The following is a 24726-nucleotide window of genomic DNA, read 5'->3' as shown; positions in this document are numbered from 1 at the left end:
CGGCGGGAAAGCGCCACTGAGTTCAGGGCTGGCCGCCCTGTAGCAACGTTTGAATTAGTGGAATTGCTTTCGGCGCATTCTCCATGCCCAGGTCCACTAGTTTCGTTATCAGCTGTTTTGTGGTCTCGCCGGGAGCTTCGCGCAGAGCTTTCAGAATGCCGCTTTTCTGCTCCTCGGGAAGGTTCGATGCCTGGACTTTCGCTTCAATCAACTGGCGGAGGGTGTCCTCGTGAAGCTTGACCGTTACCGTCCCAAGGATCGCTCCAAGACCGCCATCGTCTTCAAGGAAATCGATACCCCTGGCTGTGATGGTGGCGTGGTGAATCGCCCTGGTGCCACCGAGATACTGACTGTCGAGAAGGGTAACCAGCCCGTGCTCCCTCAGGTAGTAGAGATTGCTCTGGCAATCCTCTTCATTCCCAAGGCTCGTGACCTCGTCCGATTCGTTCGGATAGCAGTCCCTAAGATGCTCCAGCAGCTCGCGCTGCAATGTACGACTTATCTTCATTTGCCGGGCCTCCGTGGCCTTCGTTTCGAGTGGAGTCAGAACGATATCACGGATTGGCCCGGCACCCTTTTGCGGCCTGGGTAAACCCCAGACAGCAAAAAGCCAGCTCGCGAGGCTGGCTCTTTTAACACCGTCCCCGGCAAGGGACTTTTTGAATCTTCGTTCGAGGAGAACGATATGTCACGTCCAAAAAATACCACCGCGCCATCACCGGCGCAACCCATCCTCACCGCCGAGACCGGCTTTCTGGATACACCGATTGATAATCGGGGTGTGTATCTGCTCAACGTAGCGCCTGGCACGAACGCCGAAGACGCACTGCGGGCAGCTCGCACGCTTTCCTCGGGTTTGAGCCAGCTTTGCCACCACCTGCACGACAGCCTGAACTTGGGCGAGTCGGCGTATTGCGATGGCGCGGCGACTCTCGCGTTTCTGGGCGAGACCGTCAGCGCGCTGATCTGGTCGGTAGAAAAGAGCGTTGCCCGCGCAGCTGCCGGCGGGGTGAGCAATGACTAATCAGCCCACAACGATTGCTCATCCTTTCGCTTCCAGTGGCGCCAGCGAAGTCTTTGAGGCGGTGGCGGGTGTTCCACTTCACGAGTCCTTGGATGCTGCCACTGATCGCCTGGAAGCGGTTCTAGCTGGTCTCCGCGACCTTATGACTGAACCGACCGTTTCCAACCAAGCCACCTTGATTTACTTCGCCGCCGACGCAGCGCTCGCGCTTTGCTACGCCGCCCATGCCGGTGTCGCTCCAGAGCAGGGAGGTGCTGCATGAGCGCTGACCAGCTTGAGACCATCGCCCAGGACGCTACCTTCCAGGTTCAGTGCGCCATGTGCCAGATCGACTGGCTGCGGGGCGTCTTACATGTGCTTGAAGACCGCCTCAAAACTGCTGGTGATTCGCACGGCGCCAACGTGGCCAACCTGGCGATCTACAACGCTGATGACTGGCACAGCGGCTTGGACGACCAAGTGGGGACTCTGGAGAAGCGCATCGAGTCGGCAGGCGCGGCGCCACAAAATGCCGTCGATCCACTTCGTGGCGCCACCAACCCTGAGCGCTTGCCGTTGGCTGAATTTGCGCGCGGACGACAGCATGAGGCGGCGAGGGATCTTGGTGTTCAGCAAGCGGCTATCAGCAAGGCAATCCGCGTTGGGCGGGCTGTTTTCGTAACGCGCATGGCTGACGGCTCGTACAGCGCGATTGAAGAGAAGCCATTTCCGTCCCCGCGTTTCGGAGGTGCGGTATGAGCCAGATCACCATCCACAACACTCGGCTGCCCGTCGTCGAGTACCGCGGCCAGCGGGTTGCGTCCACCCAGATGATTGATCAGGTGCATGAGCGCCCCGATGGCACGACTCGTCGGAACTTTAATGAGAACCGTGGCCGCTTCGTTGAGGGGGAGGATTACTTCAAAGTTAGTGCCGAAGAAATCCGTTCGCACAAAATCATGCCTATCTCCAACAGGGCGCATGAGGATTTCACCCTGTTCACAGAGCAGGGTTATTTGATGATCGTCAAGTCGTTGACCGACGACCTGGCCTGGACCGTCCAGCGCCAGCTGGTCAACAACTACTTCAGGCCGGCCCCCGCGCTGCCCACCGACTACATCACGGCGCTGGAGCACCTGCTGGCCTCGAAGCGTTCTGAGCAGCTGGCGCTGGAGCAGCGTGACCAAGCGATTGCCACCAAGGCGGAGATCGGCAGCCGGCGAGAAGCCACGGCCATGGCCACCGCCTCAGCCGCTGTACGCAAGGTCATGCACTTGGAGAACGAGCTTGGCAGGGGCTGTCAGCACGCCACTGTGACGGCGGTGGAGAAGGCCGCCCGCCGAAGCTTCGGTAACCAGGGCTTCCGCCCGCTCAAGAACTGGTGCGACAGCCACGGGGTGTCCGCCCCGAAAGTCCAAGACTCTCGATTCGGCTGGGTTCGTTCCTGGCCTGCTGCTGCCTGGGCGGCCGTCTATCAAATTGACCTAGCCGATCTGTTCGGCGCTGCTGGAGAACAACCATGCTGAAACTGAACGCTGCGAAAGTCCGCAAGATGGCGGAGATCTGCGAGAAGCCTGGGGTTTCCGAGAAGGTGAAGTTCATCTTGATCCAGCACGTAGCTCGCAACGCCGGCCAGCACCGCAAGGAAATTTGGGCCGAGCGTCGTACGTTCAGTCGTCAGGCCGGGATCTTCGAAGTCGAAATGCCCGGCGCCCCGTTGCAGATCGCGGAGCTCAAGCAGCGCGCTAACGACCATCGTCGGCAAGAGCTTGATCAGGTCGAGAACCTTCTGGCTGGCATTGGAAATATGCTTCTGCATGACCGCGGCGAGGCCTTTGAAAAGGTTGGCCTTGACACCCTGCTAGATCTCCTCGGCGTGAACCCTGTTCATCGACAAGGAATAGAAGTCAGCGGTTTGGATCGCGGCCTCGCAGATCTGATTTACGTCGAGCGTCTTGAAAACAGCGCAGATCGGAGCTCTGACCGTTGGGGGGAGGGCGGCCCACTGTTCGAGGCATGCTTTGCCGCTGTATCCAATTGGCTGAGAACGGCGCCCAAGGAAGATCTGCCGGATTTGTTCGGCCCGGGCTCACCGTTCGCTGGCGTCCAGCTCGTTCAGATCGATCCGTTGACGGATAGCACCGGTCCCTCATCGGAGACTCTCCAATGACCACGACCCCAAACCATGCCCAGGAGCTCCATCAGCGCGCTGGCGCGTCGATCGTGCCGAGTGGATGGCCTTGCTGCGATCTGTTCAAGCTATTCCCAGAGGGTGCCCGCTGGCAGTTCTACGAATGGGCAAAACAGCAGCGGGCTTTTCTTGAGCAGCGCGGCTGGATTTTCGAGGAGTCGCACGACCAGTACGTGCGCCGCGCTTGTGAGGAGTTGCAGCTGTGAGCAAGCCTGTGAACGTGGAAAAAGCAACGCCCACGACCTTCTACGCCAAGAAAGCGCCGTATAGCTCGCTGAGCAATGACGTGGTGGCCATGATCATCAACCCTGATGCTCTGGCCATCTGGACCTACCTGCAGACGCGCTCCAGCGACTGGAAGGTCATTGGCTCACACCTGCAGGACAGGTTCGCAATCGGTCGTGAGCGCTACTCGAAGGCAATGGCCTGCCTCAAAGACTTGGGACTGGTCAGTCATGAGGTAGTGCGCGAAGAGGGCACCGGCAAGGTGCTCGGTCGTCGCGTGATCGTCCACTACGAACCGAACCTACAGGTTTCCGAATATTCGGTTAACCGAAGTGTGGGTTTACCGAACTGTGGGCAAACCGACAACTACTTAATAAAGGATTCTATTACTCAATCAATAGAGAAAAAACCAACGGTCGCTGACGCTCCCTGTCTGGTCGAGTTCGATAGTTTCTGGAAGCTCTACCCGCGCAAGGTGGGCAAGGTCAAAGCCGAGAAGGCCTGGGCGAAGCTCAAGGTGGACGCTGACCTGTTCAACCGCATTGGCATCGCTCTGGCTGCCTGGAGCAGGTCTCACGACTGGACCAAGGATGGCGGCCAGTTCATCCCGCACGCAGCCACTTGGCTGAACGGCAAGCGCTGGGAGGACGAATTGCCTGCCCCTGGCTTCGCCGCCCACGGCAGCGCATTCAACAACCTCCCGCAGCACACCGATGACATGTACGAGGAGAGCCACGATGGCCGAGCGAATTTCTGATCTGTTCCACCGCCGCCCAGCCATGCGGATCTACTCAGGCGAGTGTGCCGTACATGGCCAGGTCGACATGAGCGAGATTGAGCAACTGGACGGCTCCATGCTGGCGCGTGGCTGCAAGCGCTGTCACTGGGAGGCCCTGCACACGGCTCCGCGCGATTCTGAGGTGCACACCCAGGCCAACGCCCAGCGTAAGGCGGAAAACGTCATGGCGGCGCTGATAGGGGCTGGAATCACCCCGCGCTTTGCTGGCGCCACGTTCGACAGCTACCAAGCCGAGACTGATCCCCAGCGCAAGGCCCTGGCCAAGTGCCGGACCTATGCCGAGCAATTCCCCGAAAACTTCCGGGCCGGTCGCTCGCTGTTGCTGACCGGCAACGTCGGCTGCGGCAAGACGCACCTGGCTAGCGCGATTGTGCGCACCGTGGTGGCTGACGGCGCTGCCGCCCTGATCGTCCCGGCTGGGGAAATTGTGAGCATCGCCCGCGCCTCGATGGTTCCAGGCTCTGGTTACACCGACCGCGACGTGGTGGTCCACCTGGGAGGCCTGAACCTGCTGGTGATCGATGAGGTTGGTTGCCAGAAGGGCAGCGAGTACGAGCTGGGCCTGCTGCACAGTATCATCGACCGCCGGTACCAGGCGGTACTGCCCACCGTGCTGATCAGCAACCTGAGCGCCGAAAGCCTGAAGTCCTACATCGGCGACCGCGCCCTTGATCGCTTGCGGCAGAACGGCGGGCAACAGGTTGGCTTTACCTGGTCCTCGATGAGGGCAGCGGCATGACCGAGTTCTTCAGCATTCCCGCCGAGCAGGGCGTACTGGGCTCGATCATGCTGGCCAGCCTGCAGCAGGATGCCGGTCTGGTCGAGGACATCATGGGCCAGCTATCTTCGGTTGACTTCCACCATCCCGACCATGCTGCGCTCTTTGAGGCAATGAACGACTGCAAGGAACGCAGCATGCCCATCGACCCGGTTACCGTTGATGCAGTGCAGCGCCGTCTGCCAAGCGGCAACAACACATTGGCCTATGCCGCTGACCTGACCAAGAACACCCCGTCGCTGGCCAGCTGGAAGACTTACGTCAAGCACGTCAAGGACTGGAGTGTGCTGCGGCGCATTCTGGCCGTGCACGACGTTGCGGTTGAGATGGTAAGCGCCGGTGAGCCGACCGCCGATGTGATCGCCGCCGCCCAGCAGGCCATGGCCGACCTGCGGAACCTCGATGGCGAGCACAAGGAGTTCAAGCGCCTGGATCAGTGGATGGGTGATGCCGCTGACCTGATTGACCAGAAGCACCAAGGCGTGGCACCGAAGTGGCCCTCCACAGGCCTCGAAAGCCTGGACAAGCTAGTACGTGGCATTCGTCCGAAGAAGGTGACTGTGATTGCCGGCCTGCCAGGGAGCGGCAAGACCACCCTGGCCCTGCAGGTCGCCCAGTACAACGCTGTGAAGGAGCGGAAGCCTTGGCTGGTGTTCTCCATCGAAATGCCTGGTGAAGAACTGGGGCTGCGTGCCATCGCATCGCTGGGTGGCATCGACTTGGCCAAGCTGGACGAGCCGGATCGCATGCGAGAAGAGGATTGGGCGAAGTTGTCTGGCTCTGTAGCCATCGCTCTGGATGCGCCGCTGTTTGTCTGCGATGACCCAGTGCAAACCCCGGCGACCATTCGGGCCACAGCCAGGCGCTGCCAGCGTGAGCACGGCCTGGCCGGGATCGTGGTCGATTACCTGACCTTGGTGCGTAGCGAGCGTGGCGGCCGATCTCGCACCGAGGAGGTGGGCAAGATCAGCAAGGCCCTGCTGCAGCTAGCCAAGGAAATGGGTATCCCGGTCATCGAGTTGGCCCAGCTGAACCGAGACTCGACCAAGCGCCCCGGGAAGAAGCCCCAGTCCAGCGACCTGCGCGACTCGGGCGAGATCGAGGCCGACGCCAGCTGCATTCTGATGGTCCACCGCGACATGGATACCGAGCACGGCAAGAACGGCTTGACCGAGATCCTGATGACCAAGTGCCGCCATGCGAAGGTCGGCAGCTGCGTTCTGCAGCAGGAGGGCCAGTACAGCCGATTCGCAAACTTCGAAGGCTCTATGCCGACTGACGATGATGTCGAAATGGGGCGAGAGAGCTATGCCCAGCGCCATAAGGGGAGCAAACGCCATGAAACTTTCTGATCTGTGGCCAGGCCGCAAGCCGCCAGCCCGCACGCCTGCAAAGCCGGTCGTCTCGGTGATCGTGACCAAGCGTGCTGGTGCCGGGCAGCCTGTTGCCACTGGCAATGCCCAGGCACCCAACGCCGGCCTGCGCGGCCCTATCGAGCTGCCCGCCACCCTTGCCGAGTGTGAAGCCCTGCATGAGCAGTTGGTTACCGACGCCATCCGGCTGGAGCTGGCGCTGGCTCAGGCTCAGGAGGGCGCTGCTCAGGGAATCCCCTACAACCGCAGCTGGTACAACCGGGCCAAGGCAGCGCTCAAGCATATCAACCACGACCGCACCCGGGCGCTGTACCGCTGCGGGCAACTGCGCAAGGAGGCCAAGCAGCAAGCCCAGCAGGGCCTGGACCGGATGATCCTCGACGTGATCAAGGAATCCATGCCGGCCGACCAGTTCCTGGGGTATGTGCGAATTGCTGAGGCCCGAGTGGCTGCGGAGGTGGCTCGATGAACCCGCTCAAGTTGATTGCTCGGGTGCTGGCACCTATGCATGAGCAGGCAGGGTATCAGCCAGTTGTCACTGACGGGGTTGCCGTGCTCCCGCCAGGTTCTCAGGTAGTCAAGGTGAAGCAATACCCTGAAGCAGAACGCATTGCCGCCTCGCTGCGCGAGTATCCGGGCGATTGGGCTTGGGAGTACAAAGGTCACACTCTCAAGCACGGCCCGACTGGTTTCGTGCTCTGGGTCGCCAACGAAGACTGGGGGCTTGGTGAGCGCGCGAGCGGTGTAACTGCACGGTTCTGCAAGGAGGAGCAGGCAATTGTATGGCCTGCTGTGGAAGCCTGGCTGGCCTCCCACAAGATCGGCTTCACCGGTCGCCTGCCCAAGGTGAGCATCACTTGCCGGAAGGGAACCTGGTGGTGCGTCAGCGAGGAGCATCCATGGGCCGGCGCCGGCGGATCACCAGCTGAGGCTTACCGGTCTTGGTCCCGCGCCGTATCAATCGAGGCGCGCGCCGACCAGCGCCCAAATGAAATCCTGCACGTATGGAGTGCCGCACTATGAGCAACGTCACTGCGGCACTGCCGCGCAAAAGCCTGACCGCCGTGGAGTGCAAGTTCCTCAAGGTGGGCAACCGTATGCTGCTGGAGCAGAACAATGGCCGGATCGCCTCGGCAGCACTGATGGATATCGTGGCTGACTGGCACGCCGCGCGCGCCAATGTGGGCTTCGAGCAATTCGCCAAGGGCTGGATCACCGAAGGCAACGCCAAGAACAAACACGCTGACAAGCTGCTGCGCGAGCTGTTCGGCCTGGACACCGACCCAACGCCCCGGAGGGCTGCATGAAGAAAAGAACCTACGTGGACAAGATGCTGGGCGATACCGAGTACTTGCTCGAGCAGTGGGGCTGGTGGCGGATGTGCGAGATGGGCGTGCCACGGTACGTCTCACCCCTGTATGCGCTCATGCGGGACAACGTCCCATCCGAGGGTGGTGCGCGCCAGCATGTGATCACGGACGATCTGGCGCTGGTCGTGGATGGTGCTGTTGCAAGGCTTGTGAAGCGCAACCAGCAGATGGGGGACTTCGTGTGGGCGTACTACGGCTACAAGCAACCGGCTATGCGGGTAGGTCGGGAGGCTGGAATGTCCGAGCGCAAGGCCCGAGAGATCATCAAGGCTGGCGTTGCATGGATCGACTGCGCCCTCGAAGAAATTCGAGAAGCTGCGTAAAAAGTTCTATGCGGGCGGATAAACACCTGTTTTCATAGCAGCGTGTCCAGCTTGCAACGTTACGCGACACAGACAAACCCCGGCCATCGTGTCGGGGTTTTGTGTTTTTGAGGGGCTTCGATTCAGGTAGCCCTCCAGAAAAAGCATTTTTCTTGTATGAGGGAACGATTTGATAGCGCTATGATTCTGATAGGTTGCTACTCAATAACATGGAAGACCGTGAGTATGAAAAACGTTCTCGCCGTTGTGGCGCTTTCCCTTTTCGCTGCGTCCGCCGGAGCGGCTGAGCTATCCGGAGCGCTTGGCGCGACAGGCCAAGGTGGTCTTACAGCGCGCGTCGGCATTGGCTTTAACTGGGGCAAAAGCTGGTTTGAATCCAGTACTGGCCGTCTCACCGGTTATTGGGATGCTGGCTACACCTACTGGGAAGCAGGCGATGCTTCAGGTGGGGCTCACTCGCTGTCCTTTGCGCCAGTTTTCGTTTACGAGTTCGGCAGCGGTAACGTGAAGCCATTCGTTGAGGCTGGCATCGGCCTGGCGGTCTTCTCTGGTACGTCCGCAGGTGACCAGGACTTTGGTTCGGCCTTCAACTTTGAAGACCGCATCGGTGCGGGCTTGAAGATCGGCGAGACGCAGAAGGTTGGCATCCGAGCGATTCACTACTCCAACGCTGGCATTAAGCAGCCCAACGACGGTATCGAGTCGTACTCGCTGTTCTACAGCCACCAGATTTAAAAAAGCACGATCCCTCTTTGCCCGCCCTGTGCGGGCTTTTTTATGCGGATGACACGCTCAGGCAGCTGGGCTAAGTCGGTAGTGGCGTCGATCAAAGCCGTGCGCTCCCTGATCGGCTACGCGATGAGAGTCTGGGGTATGTGACCCAGCGATCCAGGCCAACAAGCCGGGTAAGCACCGGCCCTCCGCACCCATTCCAAGCCTCGGTATCTGCCGGGGCTTTTTCGTATCTGGAGGTTGTATGGAAAAGCTACAGCTCGACGTTGAGGTTGAGGGCGCCGCTGACTTCCTGCGCCCTCTGAGCGAAACGCTCAAGTCACTTGAACAGTTTCCCGAGCTGCCGCTCCAGGTCTTTCGTGACCTTGTCACCCACAGCCTTCATGAGCTTTCCGTAAGTCTCGATAGCGCCGCACTTGCCGCAGGTGACCTTCGAGTTGTTGTTCGGCCTAGCCGGAACCTCGAACTTGTCACTGCCGCACTTGGCGCACTTGAGGGTTACCTTCATCGTTTTTCGCTCCGTGAAACGTCTTGTGTGGAAACTCGACGATAGCACGGAGCCACCTTTCTACCCATTCCAAGGGCTCGCCATTTCGGCGGGCCTTTTTCGTTTCAGGAGCCTGCCTTGGACGTCAACGTTATTCAGAGTGCCGATTATGTTCCCGGCATGTCCGGCTACCGCCTGGATCTCAAGGCGGGCGCCATGGAGATCAATAGCGGTCATATGGCTGTCGGATCTTTGCCCAGCGACCCGCAGATGATCACCGTCACCGCCAGCGAGTGGCCAGAAAGCGAAGTCCCGGCAGGGGCTAAGGCCCGCCTGGCGTTCTTGCAGGAGCAGATCGGCAAGGTGCCGGTCGAGTTCCGCGCTGATGCCGAGTTCTCGACCGAGGATATTTCGTTCGATCACGACGGATCGGACATCCGCACCACCCTGACGTACCGGCGCCTCGAAACCGAGCAGGAGGCCTTGGCGCGAACCTCGTTGCGGTCTGGCTCAGGCGTCACCATCAATGCCGACGGGTTGACCATTACCTGCAGCGGCAAGGTCATGGCGCGCCTTGGCTGCCCGAAAAGCGATGAACCATCGGTTGATCAGCCGTTCGTGATTGAGGGTGACCAGGTCTTCATCAGCCAGGCCTTCGTTGATCAGTTCGCAACCAAAGCGCAGATCGTTGACGAAGCCAGCACCCGCGCATCAGCGGATGAGGCTTTGGCCGGGCGCATTGGTGCGCTGGAGAAAGCGATTTACCGAGGCGATGAGAGCGAAGGTGCACTGCGTGATGCGCTGACGGACTGGAAGCCCGGAGGGACAGCTTTGCTTTCCCAAGCCCTGGTGAGATCCGATAAGTTCGTAGTGACGATGTTCAGGAACTCCCATGGCCAATACGTCTGCACTGGCATCGGTCTTGGCATCGACCAGGCCCGCGGCGAGACCAAAGATGATCGGACCGACATGGAACGCGCCATCGAGAAGGGCAATGCCGCTGAGATCCTAAGCCTGATCGTTGGCCAGATCGCCGGGACTGAGCTTAGCCAGGCCCTGTGCGACGAGATTGCCAAGGCTGCTGATCCTGCTGAAACCGTGCGCCAGGCGATCCGCGAAGAGCTTCGCCCAGGCGGTCTGCTGCATCGACGCTGATCCAGTACCCGCCTTGAGCGGGTTTGTTTTTCTGCTCCCCGCAACGGGAGGAATCGAGATGGCCCATATGCCCGAGAAAGACCCATCCTTCTGGGTGATGGTGCTTACCGCCCTGAGAGAGAACGGCCTTGCAATGGGCCTGACATTCGCCCTGACCTGGTTGCGCATTCAGTACGACGGCAAGGAAACGCGCCCCGTCCGCCAGCTGATTGAGGCAACGCTTGGCGCGCTGATCGTGATGGTGGTTGGCCTGACCGTGAAAGAGTTCGGTCTTAGCATCGCCTGGTCATTCGCCACCGCCGGCTTCGTTGGTGTGCTTGGCGTTGAGCAGGCGCGCCAGCTCGGCAGGCGCTGGGCAGAGCGAAAGGTCGATGGGCCGTGAGCCGCGCCACAACATCAAGATGCGCCGTTTCGTGGCGCGAGGTAGCCAATGATCACCCTGACCGACATCAACCGCCGCCAACACTTCCTGGCGCCGAGCGCGATTGCCCGCGTGCAGGAGGCTGGCACCAGCTCCCAGTGGCACGGCGTCTGTTCCATCGTCCATACGTTCGACGGCCAGGTGCTGGAGGTGCGTGAGCGAGCTGTTGAGATTGCCAACGAGGTGCGGATGATGACACGCAAGGTCCAAGACTGATGCCCAAGCTGCCAACGCTGAAGTCGAGGCTAAAGCCTGTAGAAGGCCGCAAGCTCTCGACCACCAACACCTCGGAGCGCCGGATGACAGGTAGCAGGCTTCAGGCCCGTCGATTGCGGTTGTGGGCGGAATCGCCGACGTGCGTCGAATGCGGCCGAGTTGTTGCCTACCCGAATGGCTTCGAGCTCGACCACCGCGTGCCGTTGCATCAAGGCGGCGCCGACACCGACGAGAATTGCCAGATCCTGTGCTGTGGTCCTGACGGTTGCCACATGAAGAAGACGGCGGCCGATGCAGCCGAGCTGGGCGTGCACCGATCTGATGCGAAACAGGGGGATTGACGTGCTTCATCGGGGCTATGACGTGCTTCAAGGGGGAGGGTGGGGTAAGAGTGCATACCTTTCCTTCTCGGAAACCACGCCCCCTCCCATTCGCAGTTTTTTTCCCCTTTCACGGAAAAGTTAACCATGGCTTTAACCGACAAGAAGCGACGGTTTGCTGACGCTTTGCTGTCGGGAGCGTCAAACCGAGACGCGGCCATCGCCGCCGGCTATTCAGAGAAAACCGCGTCGCAAGCGGGCTCCAAGCTCGCAAAGGACCCGGATGTCATCGCCGCAATTGGTCGGCATCTGCGCGACCGGCAGGCAGCGTCCACGGAAGTTAAACCAGGCCGGAAAGTTAAAGCTCCTCCGCCAGAGGATGGCGCCGTCGGGGAGCTCGAGCTGGGCGATTTCGACGACCCGATGGACTTCCTGAAGGCCGTCATGAATGAGCAGGCTGCTGAGCCCAAGTTGCGCGTCGATGCCGCCAAGGCACTACTGCCCTACAAGCACGGCAAGGTCGCCGACCAGGGCAAGAAGGAACAGAAGGCCGCAGCGGCCGATCAGGTCAGCAAGGGGCGTTTCGGCGCCCGTCCGCCACCGAAGCTGGTGGTTAACAACAAGGGGTGATGCATGGAGTGGACGACAGCCTGCCCAGACTGGGAGGCTCGGATCGTTGCTGGCCAATCGCTGATTCCCTTCAAGCCGCTGTTTCCCGATGAAGCCGAGGCCGCGCTTGAAGTGTTCAAGGCGCTCAAGGTCGTCGATTTGCCTGGCCAGCCGACTTTCGGCGAGTGCTGCGATGAATGGGTGTTCGACTTCGTTGCCGCCATCTTTGGGGCCTACGATGCCGAGCACGGTAAGCAGCTGATCCGGGAGTTCTTCCTGTTGATCAGCAAGAAGAACACGAAATCAACGATCGCCGCCGGCATCATGTTGACGGCGCTGATCTTGAACTGGCGGCACGATGAGGAGCTGCTGATCATCGCGCCGACGATCGAAGTAGCGGCGAACAGCTACAAGCCAGCCGCCGGCATGGTGCGGGCCGATCCGGAGCTCAGCGAACTGCTGCACGTCCAGGATCACATCCGCACCATCACCCACCGGGTGAACAATGCGGCGCTGAAGGTGGTCGCGGCCGACACCGACACGGTATCGGGTAAGAAGTCCGGCAAGATCCTGATCGACGAGGTGTGGGTGTTCGGCAAGCGCGCGAACGCCGACGCCATGCTGATGGAGGCCACCGGTGGCCAGATCTCCCGAGACGAAGGTTTCGTAATCCTGCTGTCGACGCAGAGCGACGAGCCGCCGGCCGGGGTCTTCGAAGAGAAGCTGAGCTACTACCGTGATGTTCGCGACGGGGTAGTCAATGATCGCAAGTCGCTGGGCGTCCTGTACGAGTTCCCAGAGGCCATGGTGAAGAGCAAGGCCTACCTTCAGCCGGACAACTTCTACGTCACCAACCCCAACATGGGGCGGTCGGTAAGCCGGGAGTGGCTGGAAGACGAGCTGGCGAAGAACCTGCGCAAGGATGAGGGCAGCCAGCGGAAGTTCCTGGCCAAGCACCTGAACATCCAGATCGGCATGAACCTGCGGGCGAACCGCTGGGCGGGCGCCGACCACTGGGAAGGCCGGGGCGACAAGCAGCTCACCCTCGAGGAGCTGCTGCGCAGAAGCGAAGTGGTAGTGGCCGGGATCGACGGCGGAGGCCTGGACGACCTGTTGGGTCTGAGCCTGATCGGGAGAGAGCGCGGCACCCGGAAGTGGCTGCACTGGGCTCATGCCTGGGCGCACAAGATCGTGCTGGAGCGCCGGAAGGACATCGTCAGCGTGTTGAACGACTTCTCGGCGGACGGCGACCTGACCATTGTTCAGCTTCCCGGGGAGGATGTTCGGGATGTCGCTGACATCATCTGCCAGGTGCGCGATGCTGGGCTGCTGCCAGAGAAACAGGCCATCGGCGTGGACGCGGCTGGCATTGGCGACATCATCGACGAACTCACCACCGAGGAGCGCGGCATCGCCATGGAGCGGATCGCCTCCGTATCCCAGGGGTGGCGCCTGAATGGCGCGATCAAGACCACAGAGCGAAAGGTTGCCGGTGGCGAGTTCATTCACGGCGACTCCCGGCTGATGGCCTGGTGTGTGGGCAACGCCAAGACCGTGCAGGTCGGCAACGCAATCGCGATCAACAAGCAGGTCAGCGGCACTGCCAAGATCGACCCGCTGATGGCGACCTTTGATGCGGCAACGCTGATGGCGTTGAACCCGGAAGGCTCTGGCGATCTCCAGGGCTTCTTTGATAACCCGATCATGGTAGGAATCTGATGGCCGAGAAGAAACCGGGCCGTGTGAAGGCTGCGTTGCAAAACTGGCTCGGGGTGCCCATCGGCCTGAAGGATGGTGCATTTTGGCAAGAATGGTTCGGCAGCTCCGCATCTGGAAAGCACGTATCTGTCGACAAGGCCATGCAGTTGTCCACGGTATGGGCGTGCGTGAGGCTGCTGTCCGAATCCGTTTCCACGCTGCCACTCAAGCTGTATCGGCGCCTTCCCGACGGATCACGCGAGATCGCTAAAGACCATCCGCTGTTCCGCGTGCTTTGCCGCATCCCGAACGCCGAGATGACCCCGCAGCGCTTCATGCTGCTGGTGGTGGCGAGCATCTGTCTTCGAGGCAATGCGTTCGTCGAGAAGAAGATGATCGGCAGCAGGATCATCGCCCTGGTGCCGCTTCTGCCCCAGTGCATGAAGGTCAAGCGGCAGGAAAACGGGCGCCTGAAGTACACCTACAACGAGAATGGCGTGGACCGCGACATTCCCGAGAAGAACCTGATGCACATTCGTGGTTTCGGCCTGGATGGAGTGTGCGGGATGCTCCCCGTCACCACCGGTCGCGAGATCTTCGGCTCAGCCATGGCGATCGAGGAGGCTGCGGCGAAGGTGTTTGCACAGGGTATGCAGGCCTCCGGCATCCTGAGCAGCGACGCCAAGATCACGCCACAGCAGCGCGAGCAGCTTCGGGCCAGCATGCAGGCATTCATGGGTTCGAAAAACGCCGGCAAGATCATGGTGGCGGAGGCGGGCTTCAAGTACCAGGGCATCACGATGAACCCTGAAGCCGCGCAAATGCTGGAATCGAGGTCTTTCGGGATCGAGGAGATGTGCCGCTGGTTCCGAGTGCCGCCCTTCATGGTCGGCCACATGGACAAGCAGTCCAGCTGGGCTGCTTCGGTTGAGGCGCAGAACCTGCACTTCCTCACCAACAGCCTGCGGCCGCTACTGGTCAACATTGAGCAGGAGATCACTCGCTGCCTGATCGGCGAGGCCGATGCCGACGACTACTTCGCCGAGTTCGCTGTGGAAGGCCTGCTGCGGGCAGACAGCGCCGGCCGAGGGGCCTGGTACAACACGGCGCTGCAAAACGGCTGGATGTCGCGCAACGAGGTACGCCGGCTGGAGAACCTGCCACCGATCCCGGGCGGAGACACGTACACGGTCCAATCCGCATTGGTGCCATTGGACCAGCTCGGGAAGCCGAGCGCAGGCGTCTCGCCGGCTGCCTCGGCATTCATGCTTCGGCTGGTCTCGGCACGCAACAACGACGACCAAGAGGCCATCAACAAGGCCGTCGAACTGGCTTCCCAGGCCCTGGAATCCGGAAACCCGGACGGCCCCATGATGGCCCACGCGCTGATATCGATGCCGCTGCTCAAAGCGGCCTGACCTGGAGTAACCCATGACTCTCAAGACACTACCGGCAGCGCCGGCGGTGCGGCCGCACGCGCGCGTCGAATCCGATCTCCTGCCGAAGGCCATGGAGCGCTGGAATCCAGCGATCAAGGCTGCAGCCGGTGATGACTCCACCACCATCACCATGTACGACCCGATCGGCATGGACTGGTGGACGGGGGAGGGCGTTACTGCCAAGCGTGTCAGTGCCGCACTTCGCAGCATCGGCGACAAAGACATCACTGTGAAGATCAACAGCCCAGGCGGCGATGTCTTCGAGGGCCTGGCGATTTACAACCTGCTGCGCGAGCACAAGGGCAAGGTAACCGTTCAGGTGCTTGGCCTGGCCGCCTCGGCTGCATCGTTCATCGCCATGGCCGGTGATGAAATCCAGATCGCTCGAGCCGGTTTCATGATGATCCACAACGCCTGGACCATCGCCGCGGGTGACCGAAACGACTTCACCGAAGTTGCCGACTTCCTCGACCAGATCGACGGCACCCTGGCCGACATCTACTCGGTCAGAACCGGCGATGAGGTCGCCGCGATGCGCGCCCTTATGGACGTCGAGACCTGGATGGGGGGAAGTGCGGCTGTTGAGGCCGGCTTCGCTGATGGGCTTCTCCCATCGGACGCTGCGCAGGAAGACCCGCAGGCCAAGGCGCCGCACCAGATCGCAGCTCGCCGACTGGACGCGATTCTGGCCAAACAGGGCATGCCCCGCTCCGAGCGGCGCTCCCTTATTCAAGAACTCAAGGGTGGTACGCCTGGCGCTGCCCCCTCCGGTACGCGAAGCGCTGCCGAACCCCCGGCCGACCTGGCCACCCACTTTGCCGATTTACAGGCCGCAATGTCGCGGTTCTCGGCAGCAGCCCTCAAGTAACCGGAGAAGATCCCATGGCAGACAACACCGCCGACCTGCTTAAGCAGGTCTCCAACGAGCTCAAGCAGGCCACCAGCGATTTCAGCAAGCAGGCCGAAAACGCCCTGGCCGAGGCAAAGAAGGCCGGCAGCCTTTCCGAAGAAACCAAGAACGCTGTCGACGAACTGGCGACCAAGTTCAACAGCTTGACCGAAGCCGAGAAGCAGCTGAAAGCCCAGTTGGGCGAGCTCGAGCAGGAGTTCGCACGCCTGCCTTCGGCGAGCGCCCCGCAAACCCGCGACAGTCTCGGTGGCGTGGTGATCAAAAGCGAGGCGCTGAAGCAGTTCGCGGCCAGTGTCGAAGGCAATAAGCGCGTGAGCATCCCGGTGAGCGCAGCATTGCTGTCCACCGACATTCCTGCCGGCGTCGTCGAGCCCCAGCGGCTTCCTGGCATCGACACTGCGCCGAAGCAGCGCCTGTTCATCCGCGACCTGATCGCCCCGGGCCGCACGACCGCGCCGGCCATCTTCTGGGTGCAGCAGACCGGCTTCACCAACGCCGCCAAGGTCGTGGCTGAGGGCACTGCCAAACCGTACTCGAACATCAGCTTCGCGCCGAAGCTGACTGCTGTATCCACCATCGCGCACATGTTCAAGGCCTCCAAGCAGATCTTGGATGACTTCGCGCAGCTGGGCTCCACTATCGATGTCGAAATGCGCTACGGCCTGAAATACGTCGAAGAGCAGGAGATCCTGTTCGGTGACGGTACCGGCGTACATCTGCATGGCATCGTCCCGCAAGCCTCGGTTTTCGACCCTGCATTCGAGGTCGAGCATCAGTCGGGCATCGATGACCTGCGCTTGGCCATGCTCCAGGCTCAGCTGGCGCGCCTGCCGGCTTCCGGCCACGTCCTGCACTTCATGGACTGGGCGAAGATCGAGCTGACCAAGGACACCCTGGGTCGCTACATCCTCGCCAACCCGTTGGGCCTGGCTGGCCCTGTCCTGTGGGGTTTGCCGGTCGTGGCCACCGAGGCTGCCGGCTTCCAAGGCAAGTTCCTGACCGGTGCTTTCCAGACTGGTGCTCAGCTGTTCGATCGCGAAGACGCCAACGTGGTGATCTCCACCGAAAACGCAGACGACTTCGAGAAGAACCTGATCTCGATCCGCTGCGAGGAGCGTGCCGCCCTGGCGGTCAAGCGCCCAGAGGCGTTCATCTACGGCAACTTCACCGCGCCGACCACTCCATAACCCTGTATGAGGGCCGCCCGGGTGGCGGCCCCTGGAGGCATTCATGAAGCTGAAAACCCTGAAACCTCTGTACCTGGGCGGCCAAACGCTGGTGGAAGGCACGTCTTTCGAGACCATCGAGCAGCACGGCCGCGAGCTGGTCCAGAAGGGCTATGCCGAGCCGGACGACTCCGAAGGCGAGGTGGTGGTGACCATCTCGCAGGAAGATGCAGTTGGCGCGGGCGTGCTGACCACCGGCAGCCTGGGCGCCGTCACCTTGCCGATTGCCCAGCCAGTCGCCGGCTTCAAGGCTAAGCACAAGGGCGCTGGCAAGTACATCGTGGTGGACGCTGAAGGCAACCAGGTTGGCGAGTTCTCCGGTAACCAGGAAGAAGCCAATGCGGAAGCTGAGCGACTGATCGCCGGTGGCGAGCCGGCGCAGGCCGAGGAGTAACCCATGTCCGTGATCGCAATCGAGGTGGCCATGCATCACCTCAGGGCGGAGTCTGAAGACCAGGCGTTGGTCCAGACGCAACTTGATGCAGCGGAAGAGACGGCGATGCAGTTCCTCAATCGGCGCTTCTATTTGGATCAGGTCACGCTCGACGAGGCCCGAGCCGGCGTTCAGGCGATCATGCAGCAGGCCAAGGCTGCGAATGTCGAGGCTGTCGTGGCCGCTGAGGCGGTGCAGGACCTCACCCTGCGTTGCCGCCTGCTCGAGCACGCCCGCCAGGCGCTGGCCAATGCTTATGACCAAGCCGACGCCATTGCCTACGGCATGGTGCTCAACCCTGCAATACAGGCTGCCTGCCTGCTCAAGTTGGGCCATCTATTCGCCAACCGTGAGGAAGTGGTCACAGGCACCATCACCACCGAGCTGCCGCTGGCGTCCCAGCACCTGCTGATGCCATATCGCATCCGGATGGGTGTGTGATGCGAGCCGGGCCGTTACGACATCGCTGCATGCGCCGTGGGTACATCGAGGAGAAAGATGCCCTGGGTCAGCCATCGAAGGTGTGGGGTGACCTCGGCCCTCTCTGGGCAGAGATAAACATTCCCTCGGGCCGCATGTATGAGGCTGCGTCACAGATGCAGGTCACGGTGAGCGCTGAGATCAACATCCGTTACCGCAAGGACGTTGTCGCCGGTCAGCACATGGTGCATGACGGCGTTGCCTACGAAATCATCGCTCAGCTGCCTACCAATCAGCGCGACATGCTCAAACTCATGTGCAAGACGGTGAAGCCGAAATGAGCAATGGATCATTGACTGTCGTCGGCCTGGGTGATTTACAGGCCGACTTCGAGCGCTTGGCTAAAGCCACGGGCAACAAGATCGTGCGTGATGCCGTAATGGCTGGCGCCCGAGTTGCCAGGGACAAGGCTCGTGCCACGACGCCGGTTCGTACTGGCAAGCTCAAGAAGAATATCGCAGCCGTGCGCCTGAAGCAGTCCGAGACGCCTGGGGGCGCCACAGCTGGCTTGCGCGTGAAGAAGCCCAACGGCAAGCAGTCCAAGGCCCTCAAGCGTCGCGGTAAGAAGGGCCGGACCTCCGCGACGGAATGGGAGGCACCGTTCTACTGGAAGTTCCTGGAACTTGGCACCTCCAAGATGCAGGCCCATCCGTTCATTCGGCCGGCCTGGGACGGGAGCCTGCCGGAAATCGAAGCGGCCGTGAGTGACAAGCTGGCCGAAGGCATCGACAACGCCACCGCGCGGTAATCCCATGATCGAGAAATCCCTGATCGACAGGCTGTCGCCTCTTGTCGATGGCCGCGTGTTTTTCGGCGTTGCCCCTGAGGGGGCGGCTCAGCCGCGCCTGGTGATCCAAACGGTCAGTGGCTCCACCGGATTCACCCTGGCCGGTTGGGACGGCTCCAGTGACGTAACCATTCAGCTCGCCGCATGGGGTGAAAGCTATTTGCAGGCGCTGACACTGGCCGGTGAAGCATTCAATGCCATGACCATCGACGGCGAAGATTTCACCACTGGCGGCGCCGATCGCCTGCCGGACGAATTCGAAGATGACACCAAACTCTTCAGCGTGAGCTGGGAGTACACCCTGCAACCATAGGAGGCCCCATGGCCGCGCAGAACCCAACCAAAGCCAAGTTCGTGAAAACGCAGGGTACCCAGCTCAGCGTTTCCAAGACCACCACGCTAGACCCGGCCGCCGACGGCCTGGAGTACGCCGACCTGTCGGTAACGATCAAGCAGCCTCAGTTCCAGGGCGGCCAGTCGGACGAAATTGAGGTAACCACCCTGGCCAGCGAGGCCAAGGAGTTCACTGTTGGTCTGGCCGACAACGGTACCTTCAGCATGTCCGGCAACTGGAAAGCGGATGACGAAGCTCAGACCGTGCTGCGAACCGCACGCGACGACGGCGAGCCGCGGGCATTCAAGTCGGTATTCAAGGATGGTACGTCCTCGACGTTCCTCGGCCTGGTCACCCAGTTCACCTGGGATGCTGCGCCCAACGGCACCGTTAACGGTACCTTCAACGTGCGCATCACCGGCAGCGTCACCTTCACCGTCCCGCCGGTGACCCCGTAATGGCCCGCGCAAAGACTGCAGGCGCACAGGGCCTGCGAGCGATGGCGCTCGACCCGATCCGGAACTTCAAGCATGAATCGCTTGAGGTACCGGAATGGGATGGCGCGAAGGTCGTGGTGATGGCGTTGAGCGCTGGCGACTGGGCTGAGTACCGGCGCCGTGCGGCAGCGGCAGTGGCTACTGCCCGCGCCGCTGTCGGCCTGAGCGAGCAACCGGAGGAGGGTGACGAAGAAACCTCGGCCGCCCGCCTGGTCGATATCGACTCCTCGCCGCTGTACGCCTTCGTGCTGGCGCGCACCCTGCTTGACGAATCTCATTCCCGCATTTTTGAAGATGAGGATGTGTCGGTCGTGGCCAAGGCCTTCAGCCCTGTTCACGACCGGCTGGTGGGCAAGGCGTTCGAGCTGAGTGGTGTCGAGGCAGGCGCTGGCGCCCAGGACCCGGTTGACGCGGCGGGAAACGGCTAACGGAGGAGCCAGAGTTGGCCTTTATGCTGACTCTGGCCCTCCGGCTGGGCATGACTCTGCAGGATCTCAAGCAGTGCATGAGCGCCGAGGAGCTGTTCCTCTGGCAGGCCTACAACGAGGAGTCGCCGCTGAGTGACGCGCGCGGTGACATCCAGGCTGCGATCGTTGCTGCTTCGACACTGCAGGCCCAGGGCGCCAAGGTGACTCCGATGGACCTGCTTCCTCAATGGAAGACGGAAAAGCCAGCTTTTGAGCAGGCCCCGGAGGAAGGGGAAGAGCTGTTCAAGGCCTTCCTGATGACGAAAGCAGTAGAAAGCTAGAGCGGTGAGTTTTTTTCGTCATGGTGCATCATGGTAGATTCCCCGGTTTCCAAGGAGGAAGCATGAAGCGACTACTGTTTATTTTACCGCTGGCAATCTACGGCTGTGGAAATTCTGAGAGGCCTGACTCTGAGGTTGTTGTTGACGAGTCTGTTCTTTCTATCTACACGCGAGAAAGCTACCCACGAACTTATCAGCTGTGGGGCGACTCTGGCATTGAACGAATCAAGAGCGTTGAGCGATCTGCTTTGTTTAAGGCCGGTAAACAAACTCGATGCGACCAGGTGGAGTACGTTGGACTTTCGGAGAAGCTGAGCCGAGCGCCAGATAAAATCGTCGTGTATGCAGATTGTCGGAATCGATGGAGATATTACATCGATGAGGACAACGAGATTGTACAAAGTGAAAGAACCAAATAGCCCGCTTCGGCGGGCTTTTTAATGTCTGGAGAAAGGCATGGCAGGGCAAACTCTTCGCTCTCTGATCGTTAGTGTGTCCGCTGAGACCAGCGCTTATCAGCGCGAGATGGCCAAGGCCGGGCGAATGGGACAGAGCTATCTGCGGACCATAACGTCAGGAAATCGGGAATCAGTCAGTTCTTGGAGGTCTCAAGAAGCTGCGGTTCGCGCACAAAGTACGGCCATGCAGTCCCTGACATCGTCTGTCGGTGGCTATGCAAGTGCGATGGCAGGGGCGCTTGCAGTCGGAAATTTGATCCACCAGGCAGACAGTTGGAACCAGGTTAACGCAAGGCTTAAGCAGGCATCCACAAGTACCGAAGACTTTACTGTAAGCCAGAAAGCCTTGTTTGAGGTCAGCCAAAGAACTGGTACCGCCTTTGCCGACAACGCAAACCTGTTCAGCAGATCTTCCGCATCCATGCGCGAGTTCGGCTATTCCTCAAGCGACGTGCTCGGCGTAACAGAAGCCTTAGCGCTTGGCCTGCAGCTATCTGGAGCAGGCGCCGCAGAATCCTCCTCTGTGATTACCCAGTTTTCTCAAGCACTTGGCCAGGGAGTGCTGAGAGGCGAGGAATTCAACTCGGTCAACGAAAACGGCGATCGAGTGATACGAGCGCTGGCAACTGGGATGGGGGTTGCTCGGAAAGATTTGAAGGCGATGGCAGATCAAGGTCTGCTTACGATTGATAAAGTCGTCCCTGCTCTGATCAGCCAGCTAGGTGCGCTTCAGGGAGAGTTCAAGGATCTTCCTGGCTCGGTTGGCGGGGCCATAACAACAGTCAACAACTCCTTCCAGGCGTGGGCTGGCGGGTTGGATGGCACAACCGGTAGTACGAAAGTTTTAGCGGCAGCTATTACGTTAGTTGCTGAGAACATGGACGTTCTAGCCGCCTCGGCGCTCACTCTTGGAGCAGCATACGGCGGTAGGAAGATTCTCGACTTCACCAAGGATCTCTGGGATCAAATAACTGCAATTCGCAGCGCTCAATCCGCAGAAATTGGGCGTACCGCGGCTCAGCTTGACGCTGCTTCGATGGCAGTACGTCGCGCTGCTGCAGAGACGATTGCGGCGGAGGCGCAGGTTGCCGCTACCAGGTTCACCGATGCTCATGCGGCTGCACTTAGTCGGCTTAGGATCGCACGTCTAGCGGACGCTCAAGCGGCCGCCGCGCAAACGGCCGCCCAAGCGGCAAACAATTCTGCAACCTCGCTTGCTGCTCGCGCAGGCAGAGGCCTCTTCGCTGCCCTGGGGGGGCTCCCCGGGCTTGGCCTGACCATCGGCGCCGTCGCGGCGAGTTACCTGCTGTTTAGTGACAACAGCGAGAAGGCCAGGAAGGCCACCGTCGACCTCAAGCGTCCGGTTGAAGAGCTCCGCAAGGAGTTTGCAGAGCTCGGCAAAGAGCAGGCTCGCTACAAGCTGGACGGCGTCCTGCAGCAGCAAGCTGACGCCCAGGTGGCGGCACAGAAGGCGCTGCGGGAGATTCGCGCGTCGTCCCAGGCCAATGACAAATGGGGCGACACCTACGGGGCAAACCCATTCCAGCGCGACCACGCTGTCGCTCAGTTCAATCGACGTATTGCCGGTGGCCAGGACATTGATTCAGCCACCCAGCAGCTTGTCGCTGCCATCCGCCCGAACGAGGAGATGACGAAGGCCATCAACGCCTCCGCGGCTGCGTATGGGGAGGCAATCAAGGCCTCGGGCGATTACGGTGATGTGGCCAACATGCTGCGCGGTCGGCTGGATGACGTTGCCGCTGCTGCGGCTGGCGCAAACGCTGGGTTGAAGAACATGCCCGGCCCGGATCAGAAGACGGTCGACGGCTGGAACAGTTACACCAAGAACCTGGTGGAGCGCCTGCAATCTGTTCGCGACGGCGGCGATCTTCTGGGCGAAATCAACCGGCGGATCGAGCGCGAAGGGGTTGACCCGGGTACAGCTGAGGGCTGGCGAATCCTCGCTACTGCCATTCAAGGTTCGGAGGCGGCGGCCAAAGCATCCGAGGAGGCACAGCAGCGGGCCAAAAAAGCCTCCGAGGATATCCAGCGACAAGCCGAGCGTCTGAACGACGCCTACAAGCAGACCCTGGCCAACCTCACTCAACAGGTTGCGCTTTACGGCGAGACGACTGAGTTAGGTCGCCTTCGTTACGACCTGGCCAACGGCGAGTTGTCGCAGTTGAGCCAGCAGAACAAGCTGCGCCTGGAGGGCAAGGCGATAGAGCTGGATGCGTTGAATGCTCGCAAAGAATACGACGCGCTCATGAGCAGCTTGCAGTCGCAGGAGCAGGCACTGCTAGCGACTACCCGCGAGCGGATGAAGGTGCTGGAGACGGCCAACCGCGCCGGCACGCTCAATTCCGACCAGTACCGTGCGGGCGCCGACGCCATTTCGAAAGCGACGATTACCCAGGCGCCTGAGTATGGCGGGCTCGACGCGTCGGTTGCCGGTGCTTCTGGTGAACTGATCAAGATCGCCGAGGCCGAAGCGGCGCTGAAGAAATGGCACGATAAACAGCTATCACTCCAGGCCGAACTGCGTGACCAGATCCTTGCGGACCAGCAAAGCACCAACGAGCAGCGGCTGGCGGCCGAGCAGCAATACTTGGACCGAGTTGCCGACATCACTAGGACCAACAACGAGCGCCTGTCTGCCATTCAGGACTCGTACAAGGTCGCTGTCGTCAGCACCTTCAGCGAACTCTCGGGGCAGGCAGCGGATATGGTCGGCAAGATCGCTGGCGAGCAGTCTGGGGCTTACAAGGCTCTGTTCATCGCTCAGAAGGCCTTCGCTGTCGCCTCCATCATCATGAACGCGCAGATCGCTGCAGCGAAAGCGCCTGCCGAGTTGACTGTGCTCGGCGGTATTCCAGTGGGGGCCGCGCTGCTGGCTGCGGGCTACGCGAACGCCGGCATGGTGGCCGGTATGTCTCTGGCAGGGTTTTCGGAGGGTGGGTTCACCGGCCCGGGCGGCAAGTTTGAGCCCAAGGGGGTGGTGCACGGCGGCGAAGTGGTGATTCGAAAGGAGGTCGTCGACCAGCCAGGGATGAAGGATTACCTGATCGGTTTGAACCGAACCGGCAAGCCTGGTTTTGCCAGCGGCGGATACGTCGGTAGCTCAGTATCGCCGGCGCTGGCGTCCTTTTCGCCATCTGGCGTGATTGGGGGTGGCGCCGCTGCCCCCCAAATCAACATCCACATCAAAGGCGATGGATCTGGTGGGTCGGTATCTGCGCCCGAGGGTTACGAGGCTATGGGCCAGGCGCTGCTCAATACTGTCCGCGAGGAAATGCCCAAGGTAGCGCGAGGCGTGATCATCCAGGAGAAAGGGCAAAACGGTCTGCTCGATCCAAGCAATCGGAGGAATGGGTAATGCCGGAAGTCTTCACCTGGTCGCCGCGCGTGGGTTCTAGCGGCGACGTGCAGCCCAATGTGCTGACGTCTCAGTACAACAACGGATACAGCCAGCGGCTTTCGGTTGGCATCAACAACCTGGCCGGGTCGTACCAGGTCTCATTTACCGGCACCGAAGCCTACCTGGCGCCGATCCTGGCATTTTTTTCCCGCCACAAGGGGGCTGTCAGCTTCCTGTGGAAGCCGCCTATGCAGGAGCAAGGGCGGTACATCACCACCGGAGGGTGGCAAACGGCAAGCCACGGCAAGGGCCGTTATACCCTGAGCACGACTTTCCAACAGGTATTCAGTCCATGA

36 protein-coding genes are annotated in these 24726 nt (G+C 60.8%); 34 read left to right on the top strand and 2 right to left on the bottom strand.

Translation table 11 applies throughout. From position 1 onward, the window contains the following. Positions 1-22: 22 nt before the first annotated feature. Complete coding sequence (locus ACK56M_RS22470) at positions 23-508, bottom strand: hypothetical protein (RefSeq protein WP_012313224.1); 486 nt, start codon at positions 506-508, stop codon at positions 23-25. A 177-nt stretch (positions 509-685) separates the two neighbouring features. Between ACK56M_RS22470 and ACK56M_RS22465 the strand changes: the two genes are divergently transcribed. The 14 genes from ACK56M_RS22465 (at position 686) to ACK56M_RS22400 (ending at position 8797) form a co-directional block, all read left to right on the top strand. After that, positions 686-1024 carry a hypothetical protein gene (locus tag ACK56M_RS22465; RefSeq protein ID WP_411959076.1) on the top strand — a complete coding sequence of 113 codons (339 nt, stop codon included), beginning with the start codon at positions 686-688 and terminating at the stop codon, positions 1022-1024. Further along, positions 1017-1286: a hypothetical protein gene (locus ACK56M_RS22460; protein ID WP_086976767.1), complete on the top strand. Its 270-nt coding sequence runs from the start codon at positions 1017-1019 to the stop codon at positions 1284-1286. Before ACK56M_RS22465 ends, ACK56M_RS22460 begins: the two co-directional genes overlap by 8 nt. Then, positions 1283-1762, top strand: coding sequence for a Cro/CI family transcriptional regulator (locus tag ACK56M_RS22455; protein ID WP_411959075.1), 480 nt, complete (start codon positions 1283-1285; stop codon positions 1760-1762). Before ACK56M_RS22460 ends, ACK56M_RS22455 begins: the two co-directional genes overlap by 4 nt. Further along, positions 1759-2529 (top strand): ORF6N domain-containing protein, encoded by a 771-nt coding sequence (locus ACK56M_RS22450; protein WP_411959074.1) that lies wholly within the window; start codon positions 1759-1761, stop codon positions 2527-2529. The genes ACK56M_RS22455 and ACK56M_RS22450 overlap by 4 nt, the downstream gene beginning before the upstream one ends. Continuing rightward, on the top strand, positions 2523-3173 hold the full coding sequence (locus tag ACK56M_RS22445) for a hypothetical protein (protein ID WP_123109043.1): 651 nt from the start codon (positions 2523-2525) through the stop codon (positions 3171-3173). The genes ACK56M_RS22450 and ACK56M_RS22445 overlap by 7 nt, the downstream gene beginning before the upstream one ends. Then, entirely contained in the window at positions 3170-3400 is a 231-nt protein-coding gene (locus ACK56M_RS22440) for a hypothetical protein (RefSeq protein WP_286595751.1), read from the top strand. Before ACK56M_RS22445 ends, ACK56M_RS22440 begins: the two co-directional genes overlap by 4 nt. Continuing rightward, on the top strand, positions 3397-4176 hold the full coding sequence (locus tag ACK56M_RS22435; protein WP_286595749.1) for a hypothetical protein: 780 nt from the start codon (positions 3397-3399) through the stop codon (positions 4174-4176). The genes ACK56M_RS22440 and ACK56M_RS22435 overlap by 4 nt, the downstream gene beginning before the upstream one ends. Continuing rightward, positions 4157-4957 (top strand): ATP-binding protein, encoded by an 801-nt coding sequence (locus ACK56M_RS22430; protein WP_161551443.1) that lies wholly within the window; start codon positions 4157-4159, stop codon positions 4955-4957. Before ACK56M_RS22435 ends, ACK56M_RS22430 begins: the two co-directional genes overlap by 20 nt. Then, positions 4954-6348, top strand: a complete 1395-nt coding sequence (locus ACK56M_RS22425) for a replicative DNA helicase (RefSeq protein WP_286595747.1) — start codon at positions 4954-4956, stop codon at positions 6346-6348. The genes ACK56M_RS22430 and ACK56M_RS22425 overlap by 4 nt, the downstream gene beginning before the upstream one ends. Continuing rightward, on the top strand, positions 6335-6838 hold the full coding sequence (locus ACK56M_RS22420; RefSeq protein ID WP_161551441.1) for a hypothetical protein: 504 nt from the start codon (positions 6335-6337) through the stop codon (positions 6836-6838). Before ACK56M_RS22425 ends, ACK56M_RS22420 begins: the two co-directional genes overlap by 14 nt. Continuing rightward, on the top strand, positions 6835-7392 hold the full coding sequence (locus ACK56M_RS22415; RefSeq protein ID WP_054572659.1) for a hypothetical protein: 558 nt from the start codon (positions 6835-6837) through the stop codon (positions 7390-7392). The genes ACK56M_RS22420 and ACK56M_RS22415 overlap by 4 nt, the downstream gene beginning before the upstream one ends. After that, positions 7389-7676, top strand: a complete 288-nt coding sequence (locus tag ACK56M_RS22410; RefSeq protein ID WP_016489225.1) for a hypothetical protein — start codon at positions 7389-7391, stop codon at positions 7674-7676. The genes ACK56M_RS22415 and ACK56M_RS22410 overlap by 4 nt, the downstream gene beginning before the upstream one ends. Further along, on the top strand, positions 7673-8062 hold the full coding sequence (locus ACK56M_RS22405; protein ID WP_054572660.1) for an antiterminator Q family protein: 390 nt from the start codon (positions 7673-7675) through the stop codon (positions 8060-8062). Before ACK56M_RS22410 ends, ACK56M_RS22405 begins: the two co-directional genes overlap by 4 nt. Before the next feature lie 225 nt (positions 8063-8287). Continuing rightward, entirely contained in the window at positions 8288-8797 is a 510-nt protein-coding gene (locus ACK56M_RS22400) for an acyloxyacyl hydrolase (RefSeq protein ID WP_015271436.1), read from the top strand. Between the two features lie 316 nt (positions 8798-9113). Here the strand turns inward: ACK56M_RS22400 and ACK56M_RS22395 are convergent, their stop codons facing one another. Beyond that, the gene (locus ACK56M_RS22395) at positions 9114-9302 is read right to left on the bottom strand and encodes an ECs_2282 family putative zinc-binding protein (protein ID WP_015271435.1); all 189 of its coding nucleotides are present in this window, start codon (positions 9300-9302) and stop codon (positions 9114-9116) included. Between the two features lie 117 nt (positions 9303-9419). Here ACK56M_RS22395 and ACK56M_RS22390 point away from each other — a divergent pair, with 117 nt between their 5' ends. The 20 genes from ACK56M_RS22390 (at position 9420) to ACK56M_RS22295 (ending at position 24726) form a co-directional block, all read left to right on the top strand. Continuing rightward, the gene (locus tag ACK56M_RS22390) at positions 9420-10436 is read left to right on the top strand and encodes a hypothetical protein (protein ID WP_411959073.1); all 1017 of its coding nucleotides are present in this window, start codon (positions 9420-9422) and stop codon (positions 10434-10436) included. A 58-nt stretch (positions 10437-10494) separates the two neighbouring features. Continuing rightward, positions 10495-10818, top strand: coding sequence for a phage holin family protein (locus tag ACK56M_RS22385; RefSeq protein WP_411959072.1), 324 nt, complete (start codon positions 10495-10497; stop codon positions 10816-10818). Between the two features lie 48 nt (positions 10819-10866). Next, complete coding sequence (locus ACK56M_RS22380) at positions 10867-11073, top strand: hypothetical protein (protein ID WP_411959071.1); 207 nt, start codon at positions 10867-10869, stop codon at positions 11071-11073. Next, positions 11073-11414 (top strand): HNH endonuclease, encoded by a 342-nt coding sequence (locus tag ACK56M_RS22375; RefSeq protein WP_411959070.1) that lies wholly within the window; start codon positions 11073-11075, stop codon positions 11412-11414. The genes ACK56M_RS22380 and ACK56M_RS22375 overlap by 1 nt, the downstream gene beginning before the upstream one ends. A gap of 126 nt (positions 11415-11540) precedes the next feature. Beyond that, on the top strand, positions 11541-12023 hold the full coding sequence (locus tag ACK56M_RS22370) for a terminase small subunit (protein WP_123083828.1): 483 nt from the start codon (positions 11541-11543) through the stop codon (positions 12021-12023). Between the two features lie 3 nt (positions 12024-12026). Beyond that, positions 12027-13721 carry a terminase large subunit gene (locus ACK56M_RS22365; protein WP_411959069.1) on the top strand — a complete coding sequence of 565 codons (1695 nt, stop codon included), beginning with the start codon at positions 12027-12029 and terminating at the stop codon, positions 13719-13721. Then, positions 13721-15118, top strand: a complete 1398-nt coding sequence (locus ACK56M_RS22360) for a phage portal protein (protein WP_411959068.1) — start codon at positions 13721-13723, stop codon at positions 15116-15118. The genes ACK56M_RS22365 and ACK56M_RS22360 overlap by 1 nt, the downstream gene beginning before the upstream one ends. 13 nt (positions 15119-15131) lie before the next feature. Next, entirely contained in the window at positions 15132-16007 is an 876-nt protein-coding gene (locus ACK56M_RS22355) for a head maturation protease, ClpP-related (RefSeq protein WP_123083825.1), read from the top strand. Positions 16008-16021: 14 nt separating this feature from the next. Further along, complete coding sequence (locus ACK56M_RS22350; RefSeq protein WP_161551440.1) at positions 16022-17236, top strand: phage major capsid protein; 1215 nt, start codon at positions 16022-16024, stop codon at positions 17234-17236. A gap of 43 nt (positions 17237-17279) precedes the next feature. After that, positions 17280-17669: a hypothetical protein gene (locus ACK56M_RS22345; RefSeq protein ID WP_161551439.1), complete on the top strand. Its 390-nt coding sequence runs from the start codon at positions 17280-17282 to the stop codon at positions 17667-17669. A 3-nt stretch (positions 17670-17672) separates the two neighbouring features. Then, positions 17673-18149 (top strand): head-tail connector protein, encoded by a 477-nt coding sequence (locus tag ACK56M_RS22340; protein ID WP_135002206.1) that lies wholly within the window; start codon positions 17673-17675, stop codon positions 18147-18149. Positions 18150-18178: 29 nt separating this feature from the next. Then, positions 18179-18469 (top strand): phage head closure protein, encoded by a 291-nt coding sequence (locus ACK56M_RS22335; RefSeq protein WP_411959067.1) that lies wholly within the window; start codon positions 18179-18181, stop codon positions 18467-18469. Beyond that, a complete protein-coding gene (locus ACK56M_RS22330; protein ID WP_232874252.1) occupies positions 18466-18936 on the top strand; it encodes an HK97-gp10 family putative phage morphogenesis protein in 471 nt (156 codons plus the stop codon). Before ACK56M_RS22335 ends, ACK56M_RS22330 begins: the two co-directional genes overlap by 4 nt. A 4-nt stretch (positions 18937-18940) precedes the next feature. Then, positions 18941-19288 carry a hypothetical protein gene (locus ACK56M_RS22325; protein ID WP_411959066.1) on the top strand — a complete coding sequence of 116 codons (348 nt, stop codon included), beginning with the start codon at positions 18941-18943 and terminating at the stop codon, positions 19286-19288. An 8-nt stretch (positions 19289-19296) separates the two neighbouring features. Then, positions 19297-19767: a phage tail tube protein gene (locus tag ACK56M_RS22320; protein ID WP_102059542.1), complete on the top strand. Its 471-nt coding sequence runs from the start codon at positions 19297-19299 to the stop codon at positions 19765-19767. Continuing rightward, positions 19767-20234: a phage tail assembly chaperone gene (locus ACK56M_RS22315; RefSeq protein ID WP_411959065.1), complete on the top strand. Its 468-nt coding sequence runs from the start codon at positions 19767-19769 to the stop codon at positions 20232-20234. The genes ACK56M_RS22320 and ACK56M_RS22315 overlap by 1 nt, the downstream gene beginning before the upstream one ends. 14 nt (positions 20235-20248) lie before the next feature. Beyond that, positions 20249-20554, top strand: coding sequence for a DUF4035 domain-containing protein (locus ACK56M_RS22310; RefSeq protein WP_202982206.1), 306 nt, complete (start codon positions 20249-20251; stop codon positions 20552-20554). 62 nt (positions 20555-20616) lie between these two features. After that, a complete protein-coding gene (locus ACK56M_RS22305; protein ID WP_121757750.1) occupies positions 20617-20973 on the top strand; it encodes a hypothetical protein in 357 nt (118 codons plus the stop codon). Between the two features lie 223 nt (positions 20974-21196). Continuing rightward, positions 21197-24388 (top strand): tape measure protein, encoded by a 3192-nt coding sequence (locus ACK56M_RS22300; protein WP_158239720.1) that lies wholly within the window; start codon positions 21197-21199, stop codon positions 24386-24388. Next, positions 24388-24726, top strand: coding sequence for a phage tail protein (locus ACK56M_RS22295; RefSeq protein WP_100413835.1), 339 nt, complete (start codon positions 24388-24390; stop codon positions 24724-24726). The genes ACK56M_RS22300 and ACK56M_RS22295 overlap by 1 nt, the downstream gene beginning before the upstream one ends.

Source organism: Pseudomonas sp. s4, assembly GCF_046764235.1.
Taxonomy (GTDB): Bacteria; Pseudomonadota; Gammaproteobacteria; order Pseudomonadales; family Pseudomonadaceae; genus Aquipseudomonas; species Aquipseudomonas asiatica.
The sequence above is the reverse complement of the archived record's forward strand: the minus strand, read 5'-3'. Positions and strand labels throughout refer to the sequence as shown.